The organism is Marinactinospora endophytica, from assembly GCF_054780875.1.
In genome coordinates this window covers 85,498-110,673 of the sequence record NZ_BAAGVM010000005.1, presented here as the reverse complement: position 1 = coordinate 110,673, position 25,176 = coordinate 85,498, and the positions used below count along the sequence as shown (strand labels likewise).

Genomic DNA, 25,176 nt, shown 5'->3' with positions numbered 1-25,176 from the left:
GCCCCGCCCCACGGTTTCGACCGGCGTGAGAGCGCGTCGCGAGAACCGGTCGGGACGCGCGCGGTGTTCCCACGCGCGTCCCTGCACCGCCACCAGGTCCTTCTCCTCAGGTATCGAGGCTGTGCGCCCGCGATGGACCGTGGAGGTCCCGGACAGCGCCGATGGGCTCAGGGAACCACTACCTGCCGGTCCCGCCGAAGCCGGCGACCAGATGTGTCAGCACTCGTAGATGTTGGGGTAGGAGAGGTAGTTGCGGCGCGTAGGTGTAGTGTCCCGCGCCGGTGCGGTACCAGCGGTTGCCGTGGCTGTTCCAGACGAAGCAGTCCACGTAGATGCACCCCCCAGGCTGGATCGTTCTCACCCGGTGGGCGTCCGCGTACGGCGTGGTACGCACGGGAGCGGCCCGGTAGGCCGTGATCTTCACACTCTGGACCTGGATCCCGTCCGACGCGGCGTTGCGGGCGGGCCGCTTCGTCGCGCCGTTCTCCTTCCACCGGATGACGTGGATCAAGCCGTCGTTCACGTGGCTGATGCACCGCGGCAACTGGGGTCGCAAGCCCGGCCAGGAACGGGTGCTCGCGGTCCGGATGACCCGGGACGGCTGGGAGGAGGCCCTGTCCCGAGCCGTGCTCACCACCGCGGACCCGTCGGCCGTGGCCCAGGCGCCCGTGCACGTCCAGTGGGATCCGGAGCGCTCGCCGCGCGGGGCGGCCCTCAACCACTACAGCATCCAGGTCGGCATCGGCCGCCACCTGATCCGCGCCTTCGCCGATGACTGGACCGTCGGCCTCACCGATCTCACCCCGCAGGTGCGCAGGGCCGCCTCCTCCATTCGGACGGGCCACGCCGCGAGGTTCCGGCGGCTGCTGCCCCCGGAGCGCGTCTACCCGCTGCCCCCGGATCTGGCGGGCCGCCTTCTCCCCGGCGGGTGACCGCCGGCCTCCCCGGGGGCGGCACGCCACGGCACCGACCGTGCTCTCGCGGCGCTGCCGGACGCCATCGGGAAGGGCGCGTAGTGGGAGGGAGACGCGCGGCGACGTGACGCCCCGGTCCGGACCATCGACATCCCGGCGCGGGCCTCCTCCCCGACCGGGGACGGGCCGGCGGCCCTCACCCGGTGTGGCCGCCCGCCGTCCGGCCGAGCGGCACGGCGGACAGGGAGCCCAGCAACCGCAGCGCCTGCTGGTCGGGACTACCGGGTTCGGCCCGGTACACGACCAACTGGAGTCCGTCCTGTCCGCGCACGTCGAACGTGTGCGAGGAGAGGGTCAGCTCGCCCACGGCGCCGTGCCTGAACGTCTTGGCCTCGTGGGTCTTGCCGCGCACCTCGTGTTCCTCCCACAGCTCCCGGAACCGGGGATTGCCGCGATCCGCCTCCTCGACGAGGGCCAGCACCCGCCGGTCGTGCGGATCGTGGCCCAACGCCAGGCGCAGGTTGGCCACGCAGGCCCGCGCGGCCCGGTGCCAGTCGGCGAAGAAGACCTCTCCCACAGGGTCCAGGAAGGTCATCCGCAGCAGGTTGTCGGTCTCGGTGAAGTCGGCGTAGAGCGCGTCTCCCAGCGCGTTGGCCGCCAGCAGGTCCAACCGCCGGTCCATGAGCAGCGCGGGGGTGTCCGGCCAGGCGTCGAGCAGCGCGCGCAGGTGGGGGTCGACGTGGGGCCGGGCGGGCGCGGCCAGGTGCTCGGGCGAGACCCGGGCCAGCCGGAACAGGTGGTCGCGGGCGTCGGGTTCCAGACGCAGGGCGCGGGCGACGGCGTCCAGGACCGAGGCTGAGGGGTGGCGCTCCCTGCCCTGTTCCAGCCGGGTGTAGTAGTCGACGCTCACCCCGGCCAGGATCGCGACCTCCTCGCGACGCAATCCGGCCACCCGGCGCGTGCCGCTGGAGGCCAGTCCGACGTCGTCCGGGGCGAGGCGGGCGCGCCTGGCAACGAGGAAGGCTCCGAGTTCGGTGCGGGACATGCCGTCAGCCTAGGCGGCGGGGCCGGGCCTTCCCAGGGTGTGTCGCACCCTGGGACGCCCCGGCCTGGCTGTCCGCCCGCCCGGCGCCCAGGGTGGGAGGCGTCCCTGACACCTCTCTCTCCCTGCGGAAGTGGGCCATGAGCATCCGATTCGACGAGGACCTGTTGACGACCATCGCCGCTGAGCCGCACCGCCCGTTGCTGTTCGTCGGCGCCACCATACACACGCTCGACCCGATGATCGGCGACCTGTCCGACGCCGACCTGCTCCTGGGCGGGAAGGTGATCGTCGGCGTCGGCACCGGCCTGCACACCGCCGCCGAAGACGACGGTGCGATCGTCGTGGACTGCGCGGGACTGACCATCGTCCCGGGCATCGTGGAGGACGACGCCGTCGCCGGACTGCGCCGACGCCCCTCCGAAAGAGTGGGCACGCTGGCGCCCGGCAACCCGGCGACCTTCGCCGTGATCTCCGGAGGCCACGCCACGACCCCGGCCCTGCAACGGGTGGTCTGGCGTCCCGAGCAGGCCGCCGCCATCGTCGTCGACGGCGAGATCACCCTCCTCAACGGGCGCCGTCTCGTCGAACCCCGGGAGGAGCGGTTCGCGCGGCGGACGCCCGTGGACAGCCCCCACCTCGGCATGTGGATCGACGAGACGGGGTTCATCCACCAGGAGCTGACCGCCGACGGCCGCTACGACGAGACCCGGGGCGGACGCCCGCACGCCTACCAGGGGTCGTTCTGGATCGAGGGGGACCGGATCGTCTACCACGACGACCTGGGATTCTGGGCCTACGGCGATTTCGTGGACGGCGTGCTCCACCACGCCGGCTACGTCTTCCACCGACGCTGAGCGCCCCGGCCGCCATGGGCCGCGAAACACCGGACCGGTCACCGGCGGCGCCGATCCGATGGGCGCGGCCGGTGAGCGCGGAGCCGGAGCGAGTGGGGGAGCGGAGCCATCAGGTCGCGCTCCTTCTCTCCTCCCCGCGCCCGCTACTCCGGTCGAGCGTGTCACCACGGAGGACGGCGTCATCGACGGGAGGATCGGTGGGGACCGATCGATCTCTCCCGCGCCGACGGCACGGGACGCGCTGACGGAAGGCGGTGGGCGTGAACCTCCAGGTCCTCCCGCCGACGATCACCATGATGGCGGGGCCGCAGATCATCTCCGCGATCATCCTGGTCACGGGCTGCCGGGCGGTGCGGGCGTCCCTGGCCTTCCTGGCCGGCGTCGCCGTCGCCGTCACCACGGGGGTCGCCGTGGCGCGTGGGCTCTTCACGGTGCTCGGCGACGCCATGGCGCTGGGCCCGCCCTCCGACTCGGGTTCGTCGGGCGTCCTCATCCAGGCCGGACTGGTCGTCCTCCTGCTGGCCGTCGCGGTGAAGGCGTTCGTGCGGCGGGAGACCGCAGAACCGCCCCGTTGGCTCGGCGGGCTGCTGGCGGGGGTGGGGCGGGCGTTCGCCACCGGCCTGTTGGTGGTCCTGGTGATGCCCTCGGACGTCATCGTCATGCTGACGGTGGGGGTGAACCTGGCGCACAACGGCGCGGGGCCGGTGGCCGCGTTGCCGTTCGTCGCCGCCACGGTTCTCGTCGCGGCCCTGCCGCTGCTCGCGGTCGTCGTCCTGCACCGCCGCGCGCGGCGCGTCATGCCCGCGGTCCGCGACCGGCTGAACTCCCACAGCCGGGTGGTCACCGTGGTCACGAGCCTCGGTGCTGCTCGTCACCGCCTGAGCCCGCACCACGGCACGTCCCTCCCCGGGGCGCCGCGGCGGCTTGGCCGCCGCATCCGCTCATCAAGGCGGGAACGGCATTGCCCCGACCGTCCCGGAGGGCCGCCGGACGGGCTCACGAGATGGGGACGACCCGACTGGACGCCGTAGGCGCCGCGCCTCGGGCGTTCCCCGCCGTCACGTCACCCGCGTGCCGCGCCCTTCGGCCAGACCACGTCCACCGGGATGCCGCGCACTCTGGCCGCGTGGACCGCGTCGGCGGTGCCGTCCCGGCCGCCGGACATGGCACCGTCCCAGACCGCGACCAGGCGGTCCACACCGCGTAGCACCGCCTCGTTCGCCTGCCGGTAGGCCTCGGCCCCCGCGTTACGGTGCGGCATGTACCTGACCAGGGTGGAGCGGATCAGCAGCGCGTCGAACCGTTCCAGGTCCTCCGGCTCGACCTTGGCCTCCCGGTGGTCGGCGGAGGGCAGCACGACCTCCAGGGCTCCTCCCAGTTCCAGCACCGCCTCGGCGAAGAGCTGGTCGGCGCCCCGCGCCAGACAGGAGACGCCCACCAGCTCCCCGTCGGCGTACGGCCTGAGCACGGCCACCAGCTCACCGCGCACGAGGGGAACGGAGGCGGCCGTCAGGTTGGAGTGTCCGGTGATCCCGATGCGCGTCACGCCAGCTCCTTCGGCTCTGGGGGGTGGGTCAGCAGCGTAGTGGAACTCCAACTCGGGTCCGGCCGGGCCGAAGCGGGACCATGTTCGGGGCGGGATCCGGCGCGCCGGTCTCGGAGTGGGCGACGATGGGCCGTGTTCCCGCCTACGCCGGAGCGAGTCGCCCCGCTCCGGCCGCGGGCCGCCCGGTGGCCTGGAAGGACGTGCGGCCGACATCGGATGTCCGTGAAGAGCACCCCCTTCGCGCCTTCGCCGGAAACGCCGGGGGAGAGAACGGGCGCGCTCGCTCGGGCATTTGACGCGCGCCGGCAAGGGGAGGCCGCCCTTCCCCCTGAGGGCTTTCCCCGACCGCCGCGCGATGGGGATCGTCCTCTCTCCAGTGTCGTCCCCGGATCACTGGTCCGGCCTTGTCGCCGTGGCCCGGCGTCGCGCGGGGGAGGCGTCGTCGAACCATCGATTCCGGGAGGCGATCCCTGCGAGGGGAGCCTGGGGCGGCCACTCGTTCGTGGGGCCGGCCCCCTCCGGCACGACACCGGAAACGCGCCCATGGGGCGTGTCCCCAGCGGGGCCCGCGGGACGTGTCCCCGTGCACGGAGCCGTTCGACGTCTTGAACCGTGCTCCGCCCGTTCGAGGTCTGGCGGTTCCGGAAGAACCGCCTCGGGCCGGTCCACGCGAGTTCGTCGTCATCCCCGGGCGCGGCTTCGCGGCCGAACCCGTGACCGGGCTCCCTCGACCGGGGGCGGCGGAGCCGTCCACCGGCGTCCCCTGGCCACCGCCGGCACCGTCCGGCGAAAGCCGCGACGGGCGCCCGGTGACGACATGGCCGGGTGACGGGAGAACCCTCGGTGCGACGACGAAGGGGCGACCCGTGGGGAGGCCTCAGAAGGGCGGACCGGGACCGCCCTGTTCACGAGCAGCGCCGAAGCCGGCGGTCGTCCGGTGGTGCCGTTCGCCGGCGGCGTCCATGACGGTCTCCTGAAACCTGCTGGTTACAGGAGTTCGCCTCACCCCGAAGAGGACGATTCCCGAGCGGTTGCCTCTGGCGGAATTGGCACTAATACGGCATCCTCCTATCTTCCACACAATAAAGGATCGAATGGGACCCTATTCACTTTTCAGGTGGAAGCAGGCGGGGCGACGCGCCTTCCAGATCTGCCACGATGGTCCCGACCCGAGGCCGGAGACCGGCCTCACAGGAGGGAAGCGATGGTTACCGCATCTGGACGACGGCGGTGGTCGGCAGACCCATTGGCCGATCACGCCGTGCTGGTCGCGCCGGCAACGGGTGAAGGGGAATTGTGGGCGGCCGAGGTGTTGCTGCCGGAGCCGTGGTGGTGTGTGCGAGAGTTCATGCTGGCTGCTCGGACGCCGGCTCATCTGCTGGAACTCGCCTCTCGTGTGGAGATCCCCGTCTCCGGGGCGCGGACCGTGGCTCAACAGCTGATCAGCGCAGGCCTCATGCAGGAGGTGGACGATGGTCATGGGCGCGCCGCCCCGACGGTGAAGGTGGTGGTCGCCGCGGCGACGGTGGCGGCCGAGCGGTCTTTCATCGGGGCCGTCTGCGCGTCACCGAGGCGTACCGTGGACCAGTTCTTCATCGCGCCCCGGGAATCAATGACCATTGAAAGATTTTTCGGCCCTTCCATATACCCCGTGGAGGGATCGACTGTTTTCCTGGCCGGTACACCGCGGTTGTGGGATTACCGTCCTTTGTGGGATGACGCCGCCCGGAACTCCATAGGTGCGGTGATCATCATCGATCCCATGTACAGGGACGCCGCCGAGATCGCTCTACAGGCTTGTCACCAGCACGAACTCCCCTACGTGGTGGTGGTCCCGCTCGAAACGGGCATGTCCGCGGACAGCCCTTCCGTCCAGCGCGAGATACGTCGTGCACGACAGATCACACCGAACACGCCCGTTCTGGTGTGTGAGACTCATGATCATGATTCCGTGGCCAGGGTGCTGAGCACCCTAACCGGTCACGCCCGGACGACCACCGATTCCTGAGGAGACCCAACTTTGTCGCGCAAAATCCTGATCATCGGCGCCGGACAAAGCGGCCTCAAGCTGGGGCACAGGCTGCTGGACGACGACTATGACGTCACGCTGATGACCGGGCAGACCTCGATCGAGATCCGCCAGCGCAACGCGCCGATCACCCAGTTCACCTGGCCCAGTGTGCTGGAGCTGGAGAAGAAGGCGGGGCTGCACCAGTGGCCCACCGCCCCTCGGTACGAGGGGGTCTCGATGAGCCTGCGCACCCCCGGACAGCCCGTCATCGAGTTCACCGGCCGCTTCGGTGAAGGCCTTCACGGAGTAGCGGTGGACGCGCGTGTGAAGATGGCCGACTGGCTGGAGTACTTCGAAGACCGCGGCGGCCGCGTGGTCATCCACGGCGCCACCGTGTCCGATCTGGACTACTTCTCCCGCATGTACGATCTCGTCGTCGTCGCGGTGGGCAGTGGCGAGCTGGGCGCCCTGTTCGACCCGGACGACAGCCGCCACGGCGGCGCTCACAACCGCGTTCTGGCGCAGGCCATCCTGCACGACGTCGAGGTCCGCGAAGGCGGCGACCAGATCGTGGAGGCCGTCAGCGGTCCCTTCGGGGAGATCTACTTCATCCCCGTCCTGACGCCCGAAGGCCCCGCCACCTCGGTGCTGATGACGGCGATGCCCGGGGCCGGTCTCGACTGCTCGGGCGATGTCGCCAACCGCACCGCCGAGGCGAAGCTGGCCGCGATGCTGGGCCGGATGAAGGAGCACGCGCCCGACGCCTACGAATGGTGCCGCTCGGCGTCGCTCGTGGACGACCGGTCCGTGCGGATCGAACCCATCCGCCCCGTGGTCCGCCGGCCGGTCGGGGAGCTGCCCAGCGGCGGGCTCGTGCTGGGGATGGCCGACGTGGTCGTGACCTCGGACCCGGTGTCCGGACAGAGCGCCGCCAACTCCACGGTCTGCGCCGATGTCTACTATGAGGCCATCCGCAGGCAGGGGGCCGAACCCTTCGGGTCGGACGAGATGGAGAAGGCCTTCACGACGTTCTGGGAGCAGCGGGGCCGGTTCGCGTCGGTCTTCTCCGACATGGTGAACGGCTTCTGGACGGGGCAGATCCCGGAGCACTTCGGGGAACTGCTGCCCGCGGTCATGACGGTGCCGGAGGTCGCCGACCGGTGGATCGGCGGATTCGACGATCCGGCCGACTACGAGCGGTGGATGTTCGACCCCGACGCGGCCCGGGCGTTCATCTCCGAGGCCCGGGAACGCGCCGGTTCCGGTTCCTGACCTTTTCCCGGCGGGCCTGTGCCCGCCCGCCCCACCATCCCTTTTCCCCCACCAAGGACGCAAGCGAGGTCCGATGTCTCCCGAGACGCCAGAACCGACTGAAACCACGATGTCCCAGCCCAACCCCGGGTTGTACAGTCCCAGGATCGTCGCCCGTTACGACTTCCTGGTCATCTACCGGAACCATCCATTCGTCTGGCGGGTCTCCAACCGGGTGCTGCGCCGGTTGTACGCCGGCAACATCGGGGAGCGGCATCTCGACGTCGGCCCTGGCAGCGGCTACTTCCTGCACACTCTGCCCTCTGACACCCCGCTGCGTGAGCTGAGCCTGCTCGACATCAACGACGAACCGCTGCGGTTCACCCGGGCACGGGTCCAAGACCGCTTCGAGGTCCGCACCTACCCTGGGGTCGACGCGCTGGGTCCATGGCCGCTCGCGGACGACTCGCTGGACTCGGTGGGCACGAGCATGATGCTGCACACGCTTCCCCGGCCCAACATGCGCAGCAAGGCCAACGTGTTCGACGAAGCGGCGCGCGTGCTGCGTCCGGGAGGCCGGTTCTTCGGCGCTACCGTCCTCGGTAGCGGGGAGGGCGTCCGGCACGGCTTCTTCGCCCGTCGGGCGCTGGGGATCTACCACAGCGCCGACAATTGCTTCCGCTCCACAGGAGACACCTCCGAGGACCTGAAGGCCATGTTGGAGGAGCGCTTCGACGACGTCCGCTACACCGTCCAGAACTCCGCGGCCATCTGGCAGGCGACGGCACGTTGAGCGGCCTCGCTGAACGGTGAAGGGCCCCTGCTCGTTCGATCGGTTCACGAGCAGGGGCCCTTCACCGTCTGCGGGGGACGTCCGGCCGGCGTGTCAGCCTCGGCCGTCCTCCATCCGCCCCTCAAGGTGACCATCGATCCGTTCGGCCAGTTCGGCGATGGTCGGGTCGGTGTAGATGACCGCGACGGGCAGTGAGGCGAGCCCGGGGTGCACCTCGCGCAGGCGGTCGCGGACCTGGATCAGCGCGACCGAGGAGATGCCGAGGAAACCGATCTCCTCGTCGAGTGGGATCTCGGCGGGGTCACGGCGCAGGATGTCCCCCGCGATCTCGCGCAGGAGGTCCATGAGGACCTGTCGCCGTTCCCGGGGACCTTCGGCCTGTGCGAGCAGGGCCGCATGATCCCTTGACGTCTCACTCCATACACCGGTGGCCTGTCCACGGTCCCAGGCCACCGGGGGCAGGGGAACCGGAGGCAGGTCCTCGGTGACGGTCCCGGCCGGTGTGTGACCGTACAGGGAGAGTTCGGCCGCCGCGACAAGGGTCTGTTCCACCTCATCGCCATCGGCACGGCCTGCCGAGACGACATCGCCGGTCAGGGCGTGAGCGGTGAGGGTCTGGGCGAGGGGCACGCCCAGCACCGTGCGAGGAGAGATCTCCAGCAGCGTCGTGGGGCGTTTGCCCATAGCCGTGACGACGGCCTCCCGAAGGCGGACGGTGGAGCGCATCTGGCGGGCCCAGTAGTCGGCGTCCAGGTTCGTTCCCGATTCCGCCTGCGCGGTCAGAGTGGAGTAGAAGGGGATCTCGGTTTCCGTGGGGGAGAAACCTTCAAGGGCGTCCCTCATCCGCGGCATCATCGGCTCCAGGAACGGGCCGTGTGCGGGGACTCCGTCGGCGACGGGGCGCGCCCACACTCCCTCCCTCTCCAGACGTGCATGGAGCTCTGCCAGTGCCTCCTCGGGACCGGAGACGACAGTGGACCGAGGGCCGTTGTCCACGGCCAGCGCCAGCACGTCTCCCTGGCCGGAGATGACCTCCCGGACCTGTTCGGGGCTCAGCTCGGTGGCGAGCAGCCCTCCTTGGCCGGCGGTGCGCGCGACCAGCTCGGACCGGACTCTCAGCAGCCGCGTGGCGTCGGACAGGGACAGCGCCCCGGCGACGTGCGCGGCGGCGACCTCTCCGACGCTGTGCCCGATGACCGCGTCGGGACGAAGCCCCCATGAAAGCCATGTACGGGCGAGGGCGACCTGGACCGTGAAGATGGCGTGCTGGATCGTGGCGAAGCCGTCGAGCGCCTCTCCCGGCTTCCAGGAAGGGTGCCCGAGTTCGTCGCTCAAGGCCCGCCTGACGTCTTCGACGGCTTCGGCGAAGACCGGGATCTCATGGCTGAGCCGCCGGCCCATGCCGGACCAGTGCGAACCGTGTCCGGAAAACACCCAGACCAGCCGGGACGGGCGCGCGCCAATGGTATGAGGGCCGCGCAACGCGGGATGCGACCGGCCCGCCGCCAGAGCCTCCAGCGCCTCCGCGGCCTCCTCCGGAGCGCCGGCGAGGATCACGGCGCGGTGCCGGGTGCGCGGAGTGGTCAGAGCCGGTCCGTGGTCGCGGCGGTGAAGGGCCGTCGAGGCGACCTGGTCGAGGCGGCCGGCCTTCGCGACGACAGGCGCCCATGCCTCGGCCGTCGCCCGCAGGCTCGACGGGGAGTGCGCGCAGATGGGAAAGAGCACCCGGCCGGATGGGAGGCGCGATGAGGAGTGCTCCGTCACCGGGGCCGGCTCGGCCCGGGCACTGTCGTCCGCGCTCTCCAGGAGGGTGTGCGCGTTGGATCCTCCGAACCCGAAGGCGCTCGCCCCGGCGATACGCGGCCGTCCCTGAGCGCGCTTGGGCCAGGGCAGCACCTGCGTGGGCACCCGAAGCGGCAGCCGGGCGAGGTTCGGACGGATCCGGTCGTGGTTGATCGTCGGGGGGATCGTGGCATGGTGCAGGGCGAGCGCGGCCGTGATGACGCCGATGACGCCGGCCCCGGCTTCGAGGTGACCGACGTTGGACTTGACCGAGCCGACGAGCAGGGGGTCATCGGGAGCGCGTCCTGCGCCCAGGACCTCCGACAGCGCCTTGGCCTCGACCCGGTCGCCTGCCGCGGTGGCCGTGCCATGGGCCTGGACGTAATCGACGTCGCGGGGGTCGACCCCGGCGCGAGCACACGCGGTGCGCAGCATGTCGGCCTGCGCTTCGGGGTTGGGCGCGAAGAGGCCCAGAGAGCGGCCGTCGGAGTTGGCCGTGGTGGAAAGCACCGTCGCGTAGACGCGGTGCCTGCTCGCCCGGGCGTCCTCGCGGCGTTTGAGGACGAGCACGCCGGCACCTTCGGCCCGGACGTAACCGTCACCGCCGGCGTCGAAGGGGCGGACTCGCTCGCTGGAGGCCATGACGCCCCCCTCGACGAAGGTCGCGGTCATGCCCGCGGATTTGAGCAGGCCGACTCCGGCGACGATGGCGGTGTCGACGTCATGGTCGGCGATGTCCCGGCAGGCGAGGTGGATCGCGGACATGGACGAGGAGCAGGCCGTGTCAATGCTCATGGAGGGGCCGCGCAGGTCCAGGACGTAGGAGACGCGGTTGGCCAGGATCGCCATGGCGGTGCCTGCCATGGTCTGCATCGTGACGCGGTCACGCTCACCGAAACGGGTGATGGCATGGTCGAAGCTGCTCGCGCCCACGTAGACACCGGTTCGGGTCCCGGCGAGGGACCCGGGGGCGATGCCCGCATCCGCCAGGGCCTCGATTACGGTTTCGAGCAGAAAGCGCTGCTGCGGATCCATCTCCGCGGCCTCGGTGGCGGTGAGGCCGAAGAAGTCGTGGTCGAAGGCCTCGATGTCGATCACACCCGCAGGCCACTTCCTGGCCGGGCGCTGCTCGACGGAGAGCTGGCCGAGCAGATCGTCCCAGCGCTGGTCGGAGTATTCGGTGATGGCGTCCCGGCCTTCGAGGAGCGCCTGCCAGAGGGCTTGAGGCCCGCAGATCCCTCCTGGGAGGCGAACGCCGATGCCGACGATGGCTGGGGCATGGCTGCGGTCGGGGCGGGCACCGGAGACGGGGGGCATCAGGATGCCTTTCAACTTCGAGGAAATATGCGCATTCACCCTTAAAGCGGACACATTCTCTCTACCCGAGGAGGCGGGCGGCGACTCGGGAAGCAGGGGGCCGGAACGGAGATCCCGAAGCTCCGGCCACGCCCGAATCGCAGGCGATATCCCGGCCCGGGTCACCGTTTCCGCTGTTCAAAGGGCTCGAGTCGCGCCGATCCACGACAAGGGGCCGGATCGGCGCGGACTCCTAGAGTGATACACCAGCCGCGGACGGTAATGGAGGGACGAGGAAGAAAACGGGGTGAGATGTCCTTAGAGGGGCATCCGAAACTCTTCCCTGCAACAAAAGTAGCGTTATACTCCACATCCGTCCAAAAAATTTGCATGGATATATACGAAAACGTCACTTCAGTCGTATCCGACGACGAGGTTCCGCCCCATGCCCATGACACGAGTCCCCCTGTACGAGCACTCAGATCTGGCCGCTTTATGGCGGCGGCTGCACGAGGATTACCCCAACGGCCTCGCCCCCATCTGGCTGGAGCCCGGCGTGCCCGCCTGGCTCATGCTGTCCTGGCACATGAACGTCGAGGTCCTCCGGTCGCCGCTGTACAGACGCGACCCACGCTACTGGCGTGACCTGCAGGACGGCACGATCCCCCCATCCTCCCCACTGCAGGCCCTGTACCAGCCCAGAGCGAACGCGCTCTCCGTCGACGGCGAGGAACACCGCCGCTATCGCATGGCCTTGGTCGAAGCCCTGAAACGGCTTTCCGAGACCCAGGTCCCCCTCCGGATCACCCGGATCGCCAATGAACTGATCGACGGTTTCGCCGGAGACGGCAAGGTCGACGTCATCACCCAGTACGCGGTCTGGCTGCCGTTGCTGACCTTCTGTTCCCTGTTCGGCCTGGAACGGGATGTCGGCCGCGAGGTCTGCGATTCGATGGCGCGTCTGTGGGACGGCGGAGAGGACGCGGCTTCCGCATACGCCCAGGTTCAGAAGATCCTGCTGGACCTGGCCCGCAACCGGCGCCGTGATCCGGCCAACGACATCGCCTCCCACCTCGTCCGCAGCGGCCTGTCCGACAACGAGGTGCGCGACAATCTCGCCCTCGTCATCGCCGCCGGGCACGACCCGACGGCCCACCTCATCGGCAACGCGGTCCGGATGCTGCTGACCAGTCCGGAGGTGCGCCAGCAGATGTCGCCGGCGCATCAGATCTCCGAGACCATCACCACCGCGCTGTGGCTCGATCCCCCGGTCCCGACCGTGCCGGGCCGGTACCCGGTCGAGGACGTGGAGCTAGGGGGCTTCCGGGTCCGCGCCGGCGACTGCCTCGTACTCGGTTTCGGCCCGGTCCACGCAGCGCTGCTCGACCGTGCAGGCAGCATCGACCAGCTCGCGGGCAACCGCGCTCACCTCATCTGGGGGGCGGGTCCCCACGCCTGCCCCGACAGCGGGCGCATCCTCGCCCTCACCCTGGCCGAGACCGGCGTCCGCGAACTCATGCGCCGCCTCCCGGACCTGCGCCTGGCGGTCCCGCCCGAATCGCTCACATGGCGGGCGTCCCAATCCGTGCGCGGCCTGTCCTCACTACCCGCCCTGTTCACTCCCGGCCACGACCACACCCGACCTGGAGACCCGGTATGGAACCCCTCATCAAGCTGGACACCCCCGACCTCGACACCCCCACGGTCCGGGAACGGCTCCGGGCGGCTGGCCCGGTGGCTCGGCTTCTTCTTCCCGGGGGCGTGAGCGTCCGGGCCGTCACCCACTACGCCGAGCTGCGCGCCGTCCTCGCAGACCCCGGCACGTTCGCCCGTGGATGGCGCAACTGGCGCGCCCTGGTCGAAGGCGAGGTCGACCGGGCACATCCGATCGTCGGCCTCATCGCCGGCGTCGACAGCATGCTCGCCTCCAACGGAGCCGACCACCGCCGCGCGCGCTCCGTGCTCCAGGCCGCCTTCACCCGCGGACGTGTCGAAGGTCTCCGTCCCCGAGTCCAGGAGATCGTCACCGAGCTCCTCGAGCAGATCGCCGCTGCCGGCGACCGCGTCGACATCAAAGCCGGGTTCGCCTGGCCTCTCCCGGTCCGGGTCCTCTGCGATCTCCTCGGCCTGGACGAACACCAGGCCCCGCTCATGAGCGATATCGCCACCCGCGTGTTCTCCGGGGACCCGACCGTGGACCAGGACGCCCGCGCACTCCTCGCCAAGATCGTCGCCGCCAAGCGCACCGAACCGGGCGACGATCTGACCAGCGCGCTGATCACCGCGTGCGACGAGCGCAAGATCAGCGAGACGGAGCTCATCGACAATCTCTACCTGCTGGTCATCGCAGGAGCGGAGACCACCATGGGGACGCTGACCAATGGCATCCGCGCCCTGCTGAACCACCCGGACCAGCTCGGGCTCCTGCGCACCGGCCGCGCCTCTTGGAGGACGGCCATCGAGGAGATCCTTCGCTGGGACACCAGCGTCGCCCTGTTGCCGGCGGTCTTCCCCACACGGGACGTCGAGATCGGCGGTACGTGGATCCCCGCGGGGGAGCCGATCCTCCTCGCCTACTCCGCCGCCAACCGCGACCCTGCCGCCTGGGAGGACCCTGATCGTTTCGACATCACCCGGGCCGGGCGCAGCCACATCGCGTTCGGCTACGGCGTGCACATGTGCCTGGGCGCCCCTTTGGCCCGGCTGGAACTCGGTGAGGCGCTTCCCGCGCTCTTCCACCGCTTTCCCGGCCTGCGTCTGGATGCGGCCGAACAGGATCTGCGGCCTGCCCCGACCAGCCCCATCATGAACCATCCGCTCACGCTCCCCGTCCGCCTCGGAGGTTCCTGACCGGCCCCGCCCGCATCGACGGCGATGCGGGCGGTGGTCCTGTTCGTTCCCCGGTGCTCCCCCCGCGGCCGGGAACAGCGGCCGGGCTCGGAGCTCCATGGGGAAGGACCCCGGCCCTCTTCGCCGGAAGAGGACGCGGCGGCCGCCTGTCCCCGTCCTCAGGAGGCCCGGCCGCTCTCCCTGGGAGGATCTTCGGCGGAACGGCGGTCTGCGCGCAGCCCGAACCGCGCGATCGCCGTCTGCATGAGTTCTCCGGCGACGTCTTCTATGCTTCCCACAAGACCGGTCTTGTAGGAGGCGTAGAAATTGTAGGCGCCCCCGACGAGGAGCCTCTTTATGGCCGCCTCCACCTCCGCGGGAGGCTGCCTGCCGAGTTCGGGATTGTCTTCGATGAAGACGTAATAGAGGATGGGGGCCCAGGCCGAGAGGATATTGATCCAGTCCTTGGCGAAATCGCGGTCAGCCGCCGCGAGATCGCATGCGGTCATCCATACGGCTCCGTGCTCCCGCCACATCTGCAAGACCGCTCGTATACCGCGGTCGAGGAAGGCCACAGCGGGCTCCCCGGGCCTCGGCTCCGTCACCAGGAACAGCACGCTGCTGTGCTCCAGGACGAGTTCTCGGCCCATGTCGCGCATGGTGGGAAAGTGGCGGTACACCGTGGTCCGGGCGAAGCCCGCCCTCTTGCTGACCATGTCGATGCTGACATCAGCGAACAGGAACCCCTCGTTGAGCAGATCTTCCAGGCACTTCAGCAGCCTCTGATGATTCTGCTCCCAGGCAGAGGAGACCCCTCGGCGTTCCACACGGGACCTGAGCTCGTCCAGCATGAGGTCAGCCTAGCCCGGCGATCATGCGGGCGCCGCCTCAGTTCGGGCATTCCCCCTGGGGGCGGCCAGTGTGATGATGCCGCTCCGGCGGAGGCGGGCCGGTACGGCCGGGCCGGCCGGAACCGCCTTGCCCGTCTCGCAGGCGCAGAGGGCCGCTCCTGTCCGGCCGTGATCCGGTGAAGTGCCGGATGTATCCCGATCGGCCGCCGCCACCGCGCGCGGTGTCCGGCCCCCTGGCCGGAGAGGGCTGCCGATGACGTCGATGGACTGCACGGTCTGCCCGCGGTCCGGCAGGCCGGCCTCCGCCCGGATGCGGCACGCGCGTCCTTCCCGAGGCCGGCGAGAACTCCCGAGCGCGTGAGCGCACCGGCGTCTCCGGGGCACCGTTCACGATGGTGCGCTGAAGCGGCACCGGAAGACGGCCTGCTCCGCCTCGACCGGTGAGGTTCCCGGCGAAGCCGCCGCCCGGGCCTGGACGCCGGCCCCGATCCCGGCCGGAGGCCCGGCCGCACCGGCTGTTGGCATCGCGAGCAGATCCGCGCCCGCCCGAAGGCGGCCGGCGATCCGTGAGGCCGAACGGTCCACGACCAGCCGCCCGATCCGGTCGACGTCACACCGGACCGTCCGGTGTGAGGCGTTGCCGGAGCCGCCGGGACCCACCGCGCTGGACGAGCCGGCCGGCCGCATCCGTTCCGGGACCGGCTCGGAGATCCTTCCCAGGTCACCGGCCGTATGGGCGAGGAGGCCGGACACGCCTGAAGGTCCTGATCGCGGTGGCCGAGGACGGGGCCCGATGTCCTGTTCCGCCGGCTCGAGGAGCCCAACGAGCGGGCGTCCCGGCCACGGTCCGAGGTCCAGCCGATCGCAGGGCCGGGATCGATCGGTGTCGCCCATGGCCGGTCGGAGGGCGGCAACAACCGGCCGAGGTCGCCGGCACGTTCCCGCGCCATGAGGGCATCGAGCGCCTGGTGCCGGCGGCGTGCCTGGCGTACACCGTCCGGCGGATCGGGACCGTCCTGTTCACGAGCGGCGCCGAAGCCGGCGGTCGCGGCCTGCCGCTCGTGGACGGTGGGAACGTCTCCCACGTTCGGGCGGGAGGGGGTCCCGTCTTCGCGTGGGGATCAGGCCGGCACCGGGCTCGGCTCCGAAGGAGCCGGAGCGGGTGGGGTCCGGCGGGATGTCGGCCGACGGGTGCGCGTCGGCGTGGAGGTGAGGAGGCCGGGGCCTCAGGCGACCAGTTCCAGCTCGGCCAGCCGCGCGGCGCGGCTGGTGAGCCGGTCGGTGAGGGCTTCCAACGCCGACGGAACGGGCACGATGCCCTCGGCGATGAAGCGGGTCCGGGAGTACACGACGGCCTCACCGGCCGTGATGTCGGCTCGCCGGGTCACGCGCACCCACCCGTCGGGGCGGACGGCGATGACGGCGTCCGCGGGTGCGTGCATGAGCACGAGAACGTGCCAAGGAAGGATTTCGGGCACAGGCGCCTCTCAGGGGGGATTTCGTCATTGTGGATGATCTATTGTGCCCTGCCTCACTGACGATGGACAGCCGTGGGAGACGGCGAAACAGGCAGAAACAGGCAGGAGAGGGCGGCCGGCGCCCCTCCGCGCGCGCACCGCTCGGCAACGGACCCTACCGCGTCGCCTCCACGCCGAAGCGACCGGGGCGCCGTCACCTTGGAAGGGGCGGGCTCAGGACAGCACGACCGGACCGTTGAGGGTGTCCAGGGTGACGGAGATCCCCGTCTCGCCGACCACCGGCCGCACCGCGAGGTCCAGGGCGGCGAGCAGCGGCGCGACCTCGGCGGGGTCGGGGGCGCGCAGTTCCACACCGGCCAGTCCGACCCGCGGCAGTCCGAGGGTGACGGGATGCGGGGTGGTGCCCCAGTCGATGAGGAACGGCACGAGCCCCGAGGGGTGGGCGGCCTCAGGAGAGGTCAGGCGCCACTCCAGCAGCCTCCCGTCGGGGGTGGTGCGGCTCATGGGCAGGACCGGCCCGGGGGCGTAGCCGTGTTCCTCCGCCCGCCGCACGGCCGCGTCGATGTCGGTGGTGCGTACGGCCCAGGTGACGACGGCGGGAGCCGTGAGCCGGTCGACCCGGAAGGGCCGGGCGTGTTCGGGGTCGGGCTGGCGCGGATCGGGGCCGACGATCTCCAGGTAGGCGCCGTCGTCCAGGGCCACCAGGTGGTTACGGGTGCCCCAGCCCGGGTGGGCCCCGCCCTCGGCCGGGACGACGCCGGTGGCGCGGGTGAACTGCGCGACCGTCGCGGGCAGGTCAGGGGTGGCGTAGACGAGGTGGTCGAGCACGGGCGCCGCGGTGGAGTGCATGGGCCTTCCTTTCCAAGACGTCCATTGTGCCGGGGAGTCCGGTACCGGTGCCCTCGGACCCGCGAGGGGCCTTTCACGGCGTGATGATGTCTCAGGCTCACCTCTTGTCCCATATCGGCCAAGCCACATCTTGTCGCGACGAAAGGGTCTAATGTTCCACGGCGTTCTCATGTTCAGGAGCATCACGTGGCATCTCCCTCCCCGTTCCCTCCTCCGCCCGCCCCGCCCTTCCCACCGCCGCGGCGGCGCAGTGGGCCGGCGATCGCCTCGGTCATCGTCGGCGCGGCGAACGTCCTGTGCCTGTTCGCGCTGATCGTCCCGCCCTTCGTGGGGCTGATCCTCGGCTTCCTGGGGCTCGCCCAGGTCCGGCGGGGCGAGCGTTCCGGCGGCGGGCTGGCCTGGACCGGGATCGGCCTCAACGGGTTCTTCGCGCTGCTCGCGGCCCTGTCCGTGCTGGCCTTGGTCGCCTCCTCGCCCGAGGCGGAGGAGGAGCGGGCCGCGCGGGAACCGGCGTCGGCGTCCAGCCCGTCGCCGACCCCCTCCGCCTCACCGAGCGACCCCGCGCCCTCGCGGCCGGCCGAGGACGGCGCACAGCCACGGCCCGCCCCCGAGGAAGAGGAGCGCGACCGCGAACCCGCGCCGGCCGAGGAGCCGGCGGAGCCGGTGACAGTGGAGACCACGCGGGCGCCCGAACCGCCGCCCGCCCGGGAAACGGAGCCGGAGCCCGCGGCGGTGTACTACGAGAACTGCGCGGCGGCCCGTGCCGCGGGCGCCGCCCCCGTCCACGCGGGCGAGCCGGGCTACGCCCCCCACCTGGACCGGGACGGCGACGGTGTCGGCTGTGACGCCTGATCCCCGTGGGGCCGTCGGAGCCGGGGAGCTGCCTGGCGGTCGGGGGCGGTCGTCCCGGACCCCTCTGCCCCCTCCTGTGGTGCCGCCATGGATCTGACCCTCGTCGAGGCGTGGGAGCTGTGGTGGTCGGGGCGTCAGCTCACCGACCACTCCCTGCACGGGATATCCGTGATCTGGTTGGGCCGGATCGGAAAGCTGCTGTCGTTCGTGGCGGGCTGCACCATCATCTTGGACCTGATCGGGCCGGAACGCCTCGTCGCCTGGGGAGAGCGGATGCGCGACCAGGACGAGGACAACAGCGCCGTCCTGGGCATGACCGTCTCATCGGCGGGTTTCGCCCTGCTCGCCGCGGCGTTGGTGCGTCCCATCTCCCAGTCCCTGGAGGGGCTGCCCGAGGGTGTCCGGGTCGCGGTGTGGGTGGGGTTCCTGCTCGTCCTGATCGTGCTGGCATCGGGGTTCGTGCTGTTCATCGGGCCGGTGATCGCCGGGCTGGGGCGCCTGTTGTCCACCCGGCAGGCGGAGCAGGTCATGCGAGCGGTCGCCGTCCCGTTGTTCTTCCTCGGCTTCGCGTTGGACTATCTCGCCTCGTGACCGGGGCGCCGCGGGAGTCGTGCGGACGGGCCCTCCGCCGGCTCAGCCTGTGCCGGCGATGTCGGGATCCTCGCGCGGGAGACCTTTCAACCGGTGGAATCCCGCGGTCGCGGCCACCAGCAGCGTCCCGTCCCACAGCCTGGCGGCGTCCTCGCCCCGGGGGACGCGGGAGAGGATCGGACCGAAGAACACGGTGCGCTCTCCCTCGGGCGAGGTCGCGGCGGTGATCGGGGTGCCCGAGCGCCCTCCCAGCAGCGTGACGCCCTCCTCGTGGGAGGCGCGCAGCGCCGGGTCGTAGGCGGTGCCCACGCCGACCGGCGAGCTCCCGGGGCAGTCCGGCCGTGTCCAGGGCCCGGTGCAGATCGCCGAGCCAGTCGTCGCCGGTGTTCTCAGGCGCCCACATCGCCGTGTAGAGGCGCCCCAGCGCTCGTGTCCGTATTCGGTCCGCACGGCGGCGCAGATGCGCGCGGGAACCCACAGGTAGCCCTCGGGGTCGCCCTCGGGATCGTCGTCGCGCCCCTCGTTGAGAACCGACAGGCTCATCACCCGCCAGACGATCTTCACCGGCCGTACCCGGGTGACCTCCACGAGCCAGCGGGAGGTGATCCAGGTGTAGGGGCAGGAGGGGTCGAACCAGAAGTCCGCCGGCCACGTCGGCATCCGTCCTCCTCTGCGCGCGCCGAAACGGCGCGCCTTGTGCCGCGGAGTATGGCATGAGACGGCCTTCACGGAGGAAGCCGTTGTTCGAGGAGTTTTGGTGCGCCATAACCTGGAACTTCCCCTCTGGCCGGAAACGAGAGGTGCATGCGCGTCCTGCTCGTGGACAACCACGACTCCTACACCTTCAACCTGTTCCACCTGATCGCCGAGGTCGTCGGCGCGCCTCCGGTCGTGGTGTCCAACGACGATCCCCGCTGGCCGGATCTCGCGCTCGATTCCTTCGACGCGGCGGTGATCTCGCCGGGGCCGGGGCATCCCCGCAACGCCCGTGACGTCGGCCGGATCCCCCGCCTGCTGGCCGACCCGTCCCTTCCGCTGCTGGGGGTGTGCCTGGGACACCAGGCCATCGCGCACGCCGCGGGCGCCGAGGTGACGGCGGCCCCCACGCCGCGCCACGGCCATCGCAGCCGGGTGCGCCACGACGGCACGGACCTGTTCGCCGGCCTGCCCCAGGACTTCACCGTTGTGCGCTACCACTCCCTGTGCGTGTCCGAACCTCCGCCGCCGGTCCTGGCGGTGACGGCCCGGGCCGAGGACGGGGTCGTCATGGGCCTGCGCCACCGATCGCTCCCACGGTGGGGGGTGCAGTTCCATCCGGAGTCGGTGGACGGCGAGTACGGCCGCGCGCTGGTCGCCAACTTCCGGGACCTCGCGTCGGCGGCCCGGCGGGATGGCCGTGGAACCGGCCGGGCTCGGGTGACCGAAACCCGGGACGACGCCGCAGAGACCCACCTGTCCGAAACCCGTTCTCCTCTCCTCACCCCTCTCTCCACCCCTCTTGACCTGCGGAAATCACCGACACGTCGGTCCGAAACCAGGGCAGCCGCCGCGCGTCCGCAACCCGTGGCACACCGCCTTCTGGCCGCGGTGGACCCCGAGGCGGTTTTCGGCCACCTCTACGCCGAACGGGAACACGCCTTCTGGCTCGACAGTGGTCTGCTCGGAGAGACCGCGCGTTTCTCCTTCCTCGGCGACGCGAGCGGCCCCGAGGGCGAGGTGCTGACCTACCGGGTGGACGAGGGCGTGGTGCGCGTGCGCGCGGGCGACGGCGCCGAACACGAAGAGGAGGGGACGATCTTCGACGCGCTGCGCCGGCGCGTCGCCCGCCGCCCTCAGCCGGTGCCGGGGCTCCCCTTCGACTTCGCCGGCGGCTACGTCGGCTATTTCGGTTACGAGCTGAAGGCCCACTGCGGTGGGGTCCTCGCCCATCGCTCGGCGGTGCCCGACGCGGTGTGGCTGCGCTGCGACCGCCTCGTCGTCGTGGACCACGTGGAGGGCCGTACCCACCTGGTCGCGCGCGGGCCGGGCGCCACCGCCTGGATCGAGCGCACCGCCGCCGCGATCGCGGCCCTGCCGTCCGTTCCCGCGGCGCCCGCCCCCGACGCGCCCCTCGATCCCCAGGCGCTGCTGGAACGCGACCGCGAGGGATACCTGGTCGATGTCAAGGAGTGCCAGGCCCGGCTCGCGGCGGGGGAGAGCTACGAGATCTGCCTGACCAACCGGTTGCGGCTGCCCGCACCCGACGGGGACCTGGACTTTTATCGGAGGTTGCGCCGGCACAGCCCCGCCCCCTACGCGGCGCTGCTGCGCCTGGGCGAGGTGAGCGTGTACAGCGCCTCGCCGGAGCGCTTCCTGCGTATCGGCCCCGACGGCGTCGCCGACAGCCGTCCCATCAAGGGGACGGCGCCACGTCACGACGACCCGGCGACGGACGCGCGGACACGCGACGCCCTGCGCACCGACCCGAAGACCCGCGCCGAGAACCTGATGATCGTGGACCTGCTCCGCAACGACCTGGGGCGGGTGTGCGAGGTGGGCAGCGTCGAGGTCCCGGAGTTCATGTACACCCGCTCCTTCGCGACCGTGCACCAGTTGATCTCCACGATCCGGGGCCGGTTGCGCGACGACGTTCACCCCGTCGACGCGGTGCGCGCCTGCTTCCCCGCCGGGTCGATGACGGGGGCGCCGAAGGAGCGCACGATGGAGATCATCGACGCGCTGGAGTCCTCGGCGCGCGGCGTGTACTCGGGTGCGCTGGGCTACCTGTCCCACAACGGCACCGCCGACCTGTCCGTCGTCATCCGCTCCGCGGTGCGCCGGGGAGGGGAGTTGGAGATCGGCGCGGGGGGCGCGATCGTACTGGACTCCGATCCGGCGCAGGAGTACGCCGAGATGCTGCTCAAGGCCGCGGTCCCGTTGCGTGGAGTTCCCGGCGGGGCGGACGCCGGGCGCGCGCCGGCCTGAGCCCGGCGCTCCCTGTGGCGGGTCAGGCCCTGGGGGCGCCCTCCAAGGGGGAGAGGACCTTGGCCAGCAGGGCGCCGAGGTGGCGGCGTTCCTCGGGGGAGAGCGATTCCAGCAGCTCCGCCTCGGCGCGCAGGCGCTGGGGGAGGAGGCGGTCCACCAGCGCGCGTCCCGCGTCGGTGAGGTGGACGTCGACCTCGCGACGGTCGCGGGTGGAGGTGGTGCGGGTGACCAGGCCCTCGCCCTCCAGGCGGGCCAGGCGCTTGGTGGTGGCCGCGCCAGAGGAGAGCGTCTCGCGGGTGAGCTGGCTGGGGCGCAGCCCCTGGCCGGTCCGGCGCAACGCGCTGAGGACCTCGAACTCCGGTCGGGAGAGTCCGGCCTCGGCGAGGGGGCCGTCGATGATCTGGGAGATGAGCGCGGTCAACCGGATGACCCGGCCGACCACCTCCATGCCGGAGTAGTCGAGGTCGGGGCGCCGCTCACGCCACTGCGCCGAGAAGCGTGCCACGGTGTCGCTCATCACGATTCCTTCACTCGTAAATCACTTTAAAATAGTTTATCTATGAATGACTTACCGTCGAAGCGTCCCGGCCCCCTGACCCGCCTGCTGCGTTCCCTGAGCCCCCGCGACGCGCTACGGCTGCGCGTGGTCTTCGGCGGCGTCGTCGTCCCGTCGTTACGCATCGGGCTGTGCGTGGCGATCCCGCTCGCGGTGACGTTCGCGCTGGGCCGTCTCGACCTCGCCCCCTATGCGCCCCTCGGTTCATTCACCGCACTGTACTGCCGCGACACCCCCTACGGCCGGCGGGCACGTGTCCTGGCGACGGTCGGCGCCGGCCTGACCCTGTGCGTGCTGGTCGGGGCGCTGACCTCGCTGCTCACCGCCAACGGGATCGTCAAGATCGCCGTCATCGCCCTGGTGGCCGCGCTCGCCAAGTTCGCCGCCGACACCCTCTCCTTCGGTCCGCCCGCCGGGCTGATGTTCGTGTTCGCCGCGGGGGCGGCGGCCTACGCGCCGCAGACCTGGGCGGCCCTTCCGCTGGTGGTCGGCACCACCGCGGCCTCGGCCCTGCTGTGCTGGTGCGTGTCGATGGCGGGGCGGCTGCTGCACCGGACCGCGCCCCAGCGCCTGGCCACCGCCCGCGCGCTCGTCGCCGTCGCGTCCCTTCTCACCGCCTCGGACACGGCCCGGCCCGCCGCCCGCCACCAGGCGCACCTGGCGGTACAGCGTTCCTGGCTGGTCCTGGGGGACGGCTCGGTCGCGGCGGGATCGGAGACGGTCCGCAGGCTGGAGGCGCTCACCGCGCGGGCCGAGACGCTGCTGCACGTCCCCGCGGAGCGGCTGCCGAAGGACACGGCCGCCGAGCTGCGTGACCTCGCCTGGCGTACCCGGCTGCGCCGCGTCCCCGAGGTCACCAGCACCGACACCGAGCGCGCCGAACTGCGCTCCCGCGCCCAACAGGTGGCCACGGGACCGGCCGCGGGCGGCCCCGCGCACCGGCTCTCCCAGTTCCTGCCCGGCGCCACCCGGGTGGGCGCGGCCTCCCTGGTCGCCGGCCTCGCCGGCATCGCCCTGGGCTTCGACCACGCCTACTGGGCGCTGGTCTCGGCCAGCGCCGTGCTCCAGACCGTGAACGTCACCACGACCTGGCACCGCACGATCCAGCGGGTCGCCGGCACCCTGCTCGGCGCCGGGCTCGCCGTGGTGATCTTCGGCTTCGACCCCGGCCCGGCGGCCCTGCTCGCGGTGATCGTGCTCTGCCAGCTCGGGGCGGAGCTGCTCATCCTCACCAACTACGCGTTCGCGATCCTCTTCGCCACCCCGCTCACCCTCGCCATCACCCAGCTCGCCCACCCCGCCGACGGCGCGGTGACCGAGCGCGTCCTGGCGACGGTGGTCGGCGCGCTGATCGGGGTGGTCGTCAGCATCGTCCTGGTGGATCCGGGCGCCACCCGACGGCTGCGCGCCGCGCTGGTGGAGTGCCGGGCCGCGGAGGCGCGGGCCCGCGCGGCCCTGGAACGGACGCCCCGGGAGGCCGGTCCGGCCCTGGACCGGCTGGCGCGCGCGGTCATCGCGCTGCGCGAGGCGCACGCGGTCGCCGGCGGAGAGCCGTGGACCACGGGCTTCTCCGCCGAGGAGGTCACCGCCGCCGAGCACGCCGCCTACGAACTGCTGGCCGTGCCCGCGCGGGTCCCCTCGGGGTTCCCCGCGCGCTGATCCCGGCCGCCCTCCGGTGCCGCGGCGGCGGGCGGGTCAGGCCGAACGGCGGGCGTGCTCGCGCGCGTAGCGCCGTTTGAACTCCGCCTTCAGCCGGGCGGCCCGGACCGGATCGCGGCGGCGGCGTTCGTCATGGTCACCGGCGGGAACCGCGCGCGCGGCGTAGTAGTCGTATCCGTCGTCGCCGGGTCTGAGCACGTCGGTGCCGCAGGCGAACACCGGCCCGGCGGCGTCGGAGTGGCTGACCGGAACGCGGATCGTCCCGTCGGGATAGCGGATCGCGACGACCGGTGTCACTGCATCACCCCGTAGTGGTCCTGGAAGTAGCTGGTCACATCGTAGGCGAGCCGGGTGTCCCCGGCCAGTAGGTCGGTGAGGACCTCGAAGCCGTCGCCGGCGGTCAGCGCGAACGCCTCGGCCCACCACTCGTGGCGGATGTGCCAGTAGGGCTCGCACAGCCGGGCGACGCACGCCCGGTGCAGGTCGCGCCATTCGCGCGTCTCCGACATCATCCGGTCGGCGATGTCGAGCACGTGCCCCACCTCGTGCAGGACAAGGGAGATGGACTCGTGCGGCAGGCTGCCCAACGCGACCACACCGTAGCGGTAGATCCCGGCCAGGCGCTCGAAAGGCCGCGAGTGGGGCCCCTCGGGGTAGGTGAGCCGTCCCCGCAGCACGCCCATGCCGTCCAGTTCGACGATCGACCCCTCGCCGACGTAGATCGCCTCGACCTCGTCGATCACCCGGTCGGCGATGTGGAAGGGCAGGTTGGCCAGCGCGTTGATGTTGTCGAGGACGGTCTGCGAGGGGATCGTCCCCTCCGGCCACTGACGGTGCAGCACCCGCTCCATACGGCCCAGGTGACGACGTCCGTCGTTGGGGATGGGGATGACCCCGGGCGGATGCGGACCACACTCGACGCGCGTGTTCGCCCGGGGGACGCGGGGGGCGACAGCGGGCGCCGGGGAGGGCGAGCGGCGGATGGCTTGAGTCACAAACAGCAGATTTTCCCACTCCCGCCGTCCAGATGGCGTACCTCCCCCGAACCTGAGGCG

23 protein-coding genes are annotated in these 25,176 nt (G+C 71.3%); 12 read left to right on the top strand and 11 right to left on the bottom strand.

The features are described 5' to 3' along the window. Positions 1 to 178: 178 nt before the first annotated feature. Positions 179 to 361, bottom strand: coding sequence for a hypothetical protein (locus ACYVHU_RS11200; RefSeq protein ID WP_144390052.1), 183 nt, complete (start codon positions 359 to 361; stop codon positions 179 to 181). Positions 362 to 413: 52 nt separating this feature from the next. On the opposite strand from ACYVHU_RS11200, the gene ACYVHU_RS11195 reads away from it, so the two are divergent. Beyond that, positions 414 to 932 (top strand): DUF4291 domain-containing protein, encoded by a 519-nt coding sequence (locus tag ACYVHU_RS11195; protein ID WP_078761285.1) that lies wholly within the window; start codon positions 414 to 416, stop codon positions 930 to 932. A 178-nt stretch (positions 933 to 1,110) separates the two neighbouring features. Here the strand turns inward: ACYVHU_RS11195 and ACYVHU_RS11190 are convergent, their stop codons facing one another. Continuing rightward, a complete protein-coding gene (locus ACYVHU_RS11190; RefSeq protein ID WP_078761286.1) occupies positions 1,111 to 1,959 on the bottom strand; it encodes a helix-turn-helix domain-containing protein in 849 nt (282 codons plus the stop codon). Between the two features lie 137 nt (positions 1,960 to 2,096). Here ACYVHU_RS11190 and ACYVHU_RS11185 point away from each other — a divergent pair, with 137 nt between their 5' ends. After that, positions 2,097 to 2,813 carry an Atu4866 domain-containing protein gene (locus ACYVHU_RS11185; protein WP_078761287.1) on the top strand — a complete coding sequence of 239 codons (717 nt, stop codon included), beginning with the start codon at positions 2,097 to 2,099 and terminating at the stop codon, positions 2,811 to 2,813. Between the two features lie 260 nt (positions 2,814 to 3,073). Continuing rightward, positions 3,074 to 3,844: a GAP family protein gene (locus ACYVHU_RS11180; protein ID WP_498948290.1), complete on the top strand. Its 771-nt coding sequence runs from the start codon at positions 3,074 to 3,076 to the stop codon at positions 3,842 to 3,844. Positions 3,845 to 3,876: 32 nt separating this feature from the next. Here the strand turns inward: ACYVHU_RS11180 and ACYVHU_RS11175 are convergent, their stop codons facing one another. After that, positions 3,877 to 4,359 (bottom strand): hypothetical protein, encoded by a 483-nt coding sequence (locus tag ACYVHU_RS11175; RefSeq protein ID WP_498948288.1) that lies wholly within the window; start codon positions 4,357 to 4,359, stop codon positions 3,877 to 3,879. Between the two features lie 1,261 nt (positions 4,360 to 5,620). On the opposite strand from ACYVHU_RS11175, the gene ACYVHU_RS11170 reads away from it, so the two are divergent. The 3 genes from ACYVHU_RS11170 (at position 5,621) to ACYVHU_RS11160 (ending at position 8,414) form a co-directional block, all read left to right on the top strand. Beyond that, positions 5,621 to 6,367: a hypothetical protein gene (locus tag ACYVHU_RS11170; RefSeq protein ID WP_498948287.1), complete on the top strand. Its 747-nt coding sequence runs from the start codon at positions 5,621 to 5,623 to the stop codon at positions 6,365 to 6,367. Between the two features lie 12 nt (positions 6,368 to 6,379). Further along, complete coding sequence (locus ACYVHU_RS11165; RefSeq protein WP_498948285.1) at positions 6,380 to 7,642, top strand: styrene monooxygenase/indole monooxygenase family protein; 1,263 nt, start codon at positions 6,380 to 6,382, stop codon at positions 7,640 to 7,642. A 109-nt stretch (positions 7,643 to 7,751) separates the two neighbouring features. Beyond that, a complete protein-coding gene (locus ACYVHU_RS11160; protein WP_498948284.1) occupies positions 7,752 to 8,414 on the top strand; it encodes a class I SAM-dependent methyltransferase in 663 nt (220 codons plus the stop codon). A gap of 93 nt (positions 8,415 to 8,507) precedes the next feature. Here ACYVHU_RS11160 and ACYVHU_RS11155 read toward each other — a convergent pair whose 3' ends face one another. Beyond that, positions 8,508 to 11,513: a type I polyketide synthase gene (locus ACYVHU_RS11155; protein WP_498948283.1), complete on the bottom strand. Its 3,006-nt coding sequence runs from the start codon at positions 11,511 to 11,513 to the stop codon at positions 8,508 to 8,510. A gap of 424 nt (positions 11,514 to 11,937) precedes the next feature. On the opposite strand from ACYVHU_RS11155, the gene ACYVHU_RS11150 reads away from it, so the two are divergent. Further along, positions 11,938 to 13,257 carry a cytochrome P450 family protein gene (locus tag ACYVHU_RS11150; RefSeq protein ID WP_498948281.1) on the top strand — a complete coding sequence of 440 codons (1,320 nt, stop codon included), beginning with the start codon at positions 11,938 to 11,940 and terminating at the stop codon, positions 13,255 to 13,257. After that, on the top strand, positions 13,254 to 14,342 hold the full coding sequence (locus ACYVHU_RS11145; protein ID WP_498948280.1) for a cytochrome P450 family protein: 1,089 nt from the start codon (positions 13,254 to 13,256) through the stop codon (positions 14,340 to 14,342). The genes ACYVHU_RS11150 and ACYVHU_RS11145 overlap by 4 nt, the downstream gene beginning before the upstream one ends. A gap of 158 nt (positions 14,343 to 14,500) precedes the next feature. Here ACYVHU_RS11145 and ACYVHU_RS11140 read toward each other — a convergent pair whose 3' ends face one another. The 3 genes from ACYVHU_RS11140 to ACYVHU_RS11130 all read right to left on the bottom strand — a co-directional run bounded on the left by ACYVHU_RS11140 (position 14,501) and on the right by ACYVHU_RS11130 (position 17,499). Beyond that, positions 14,501 to 15,172, bottom strand: coding sequence for a TetR/AcrR family transcriptional regulator (locus ACYVHU_RS11140; RefSeq protein ID WP_498948279.1), 672 nt, complete (start codon positions 15,170 to 15,172; stop codon positions 14,501 to 14,503). Between the two features lie 1,226 nt (positions 15,173 to 16,398). After that, entirely contained in the window at positions 16,399 to 16,614 is a 216-nt protein-coding gene (locus ACYVHU_RS11135; protein WP_078761288.1) for a hypothetical protein, read from the bottom strand. 249 nt (positions 16,615 to 16,863) lie between these two features. Beyond that, positions 16,864 to 17,499, bottom strand: a complete 636-nt coding sequence (locus tag ACYVHU_RS11130; protein WP_078761289.1) for a VOC family protein — start codon at positions 17,497 to 17,499, stop codon at positions 16,864 to 16,866. A gap of 186 nt (positions 17,500 to 17,685) precedes the next feature. Between ACYVHU_RS11130 and ACYVHU_RS11125 the strand changes: the two genes are divergently transcribed. Both ACYVHU_RS11125 and ACYVHU_RS11120 read left to right on the top strand, forming a co-directional pair. Beyond that, positions 17,686 to 18,351, top strand: coding sequence for an excalibur calcium-binding domain-containing protein (locus ACYVHU_RS11125; protein ID WP_498948278.1), 666 nt, complete (start codon positions 17,686 to 17,688; stop codon positions 18,349 to 18,351). A gap of 87 nt (positions 18,352 to 18,438) precedes the next feature. Beyond that, positions 18,439 to 18,942: a hypothetical protein gene (locus tag ACYVHU_RS11120; RefSeq protein WP_498948277.1), complete on the top strand. Its 504-nt coding sequence runs from the start codon at positions 18,439 to 18,441 to the stop codon at positions 18,940 to 18,942. A 42-nt stretch (positions 18,943 to 18,984) separates the two neighbouring features. Here ACYVHU_RS11120 and ACYVHU_RS11115 read toward each other — a convergent pair whose 3' ends face one another. After that, positions 18,985 to 19,602: a DsbA family protein gene (locus tag ACYVHU_RS11115; RefSeq protein WP_327308224.1), complete on the bottom strand. Its 618-nt coding sequence runs from the start codon at positions 19,600 to 19,602 to the stop codon at positions 18,985 to 18,987. Between the two features lie 144 nt (positions 19,603 to 19,746). Here ACYVHU_RS11115 and pabB point away from each other — a divergent pair, with 144 nt between their 5' ends. Further along, positions 19,747 to 21,906 (top strand): aminodeoxychorismate synthase component I, encoded by a 2,160-nt coding sequence (gene pabB, locus ACYVHU_RS11110; protein WP_078761292.1) that lies wholly within the window; start codon positions 19,747 to 19,749, stop codon positions 21,904 to 21,906. Positions 21,907 to 21,928: 22 nt separating this feature from the next. Here the strand turns inward: pabB and ACYVHU_RS11105 are convergent, their stop codons facing one another. Further along, the gene (locus tag ACYVHU_RS11105; protein ID WP_078761293.1) at positions 21,929 to 22,423 is read right to left on the bottom strand and encodes a MarR family winged helix-turn-helix transcriptional regulator; all 495 of its coding nucleotides are present in this window, start codon (positions 22,421 to 22,423) and stop codon (positions 21,929 to 21,931) included. 42 nt (positions 22,424 to 22,465) lie between these two features. Here ACYVHU_RS11105 and ACYVHU_RS11100 point away from each other — a divergent pair, with 42 nt between their 5' ends. Beyond that, positions 22,466 to 24,121, top strand: a complete 1,656-nt coding sequence (locus ACYVHU_RS11100; protein WP_498948275.1) for an FUSC family protein — start codon at positions 22,466 to 22,468, stop codon at positions 24,119 to 24,121. A gap of 36 nt (positions 24,122 to 24,157) precedes the next feature. Here the strand turns inward: ACYVHU_RS11100 and ACYVHU_RS11095 are convergent, their stop codons facing one another. Then, positions 24,158 to 24,418 (bottom strand): hypothetical protein, encoded by a 261-nt coding sequence (locus ACYVHU_RS11095; RefSeq protein ID WP_498948274.1) that lies wholly within the window; start codon positions 24,416 to 24,418, stop codon positions 24,158 to 24,160. Then, positions 24,415 to 25,116 carry a hypothetical protein gene (locus ACYVHU_RS11090; protein WP_144390053.1) on the bottom strand — a complete coding sequence of 234 codons (702 nt, stop codon included), beginning with the start codon at positions 25,114 to 25,116 and terminating at the stop codon, positions 24,415 to 24,417. The genes ACYVHU_RS11095 and ACYVHU_RS11090 overlap by 4 nt, the downstream gene beginning before the upstream one ends. Positions 25,117 to 25,176: the final 60 nt, after the last annotated feature.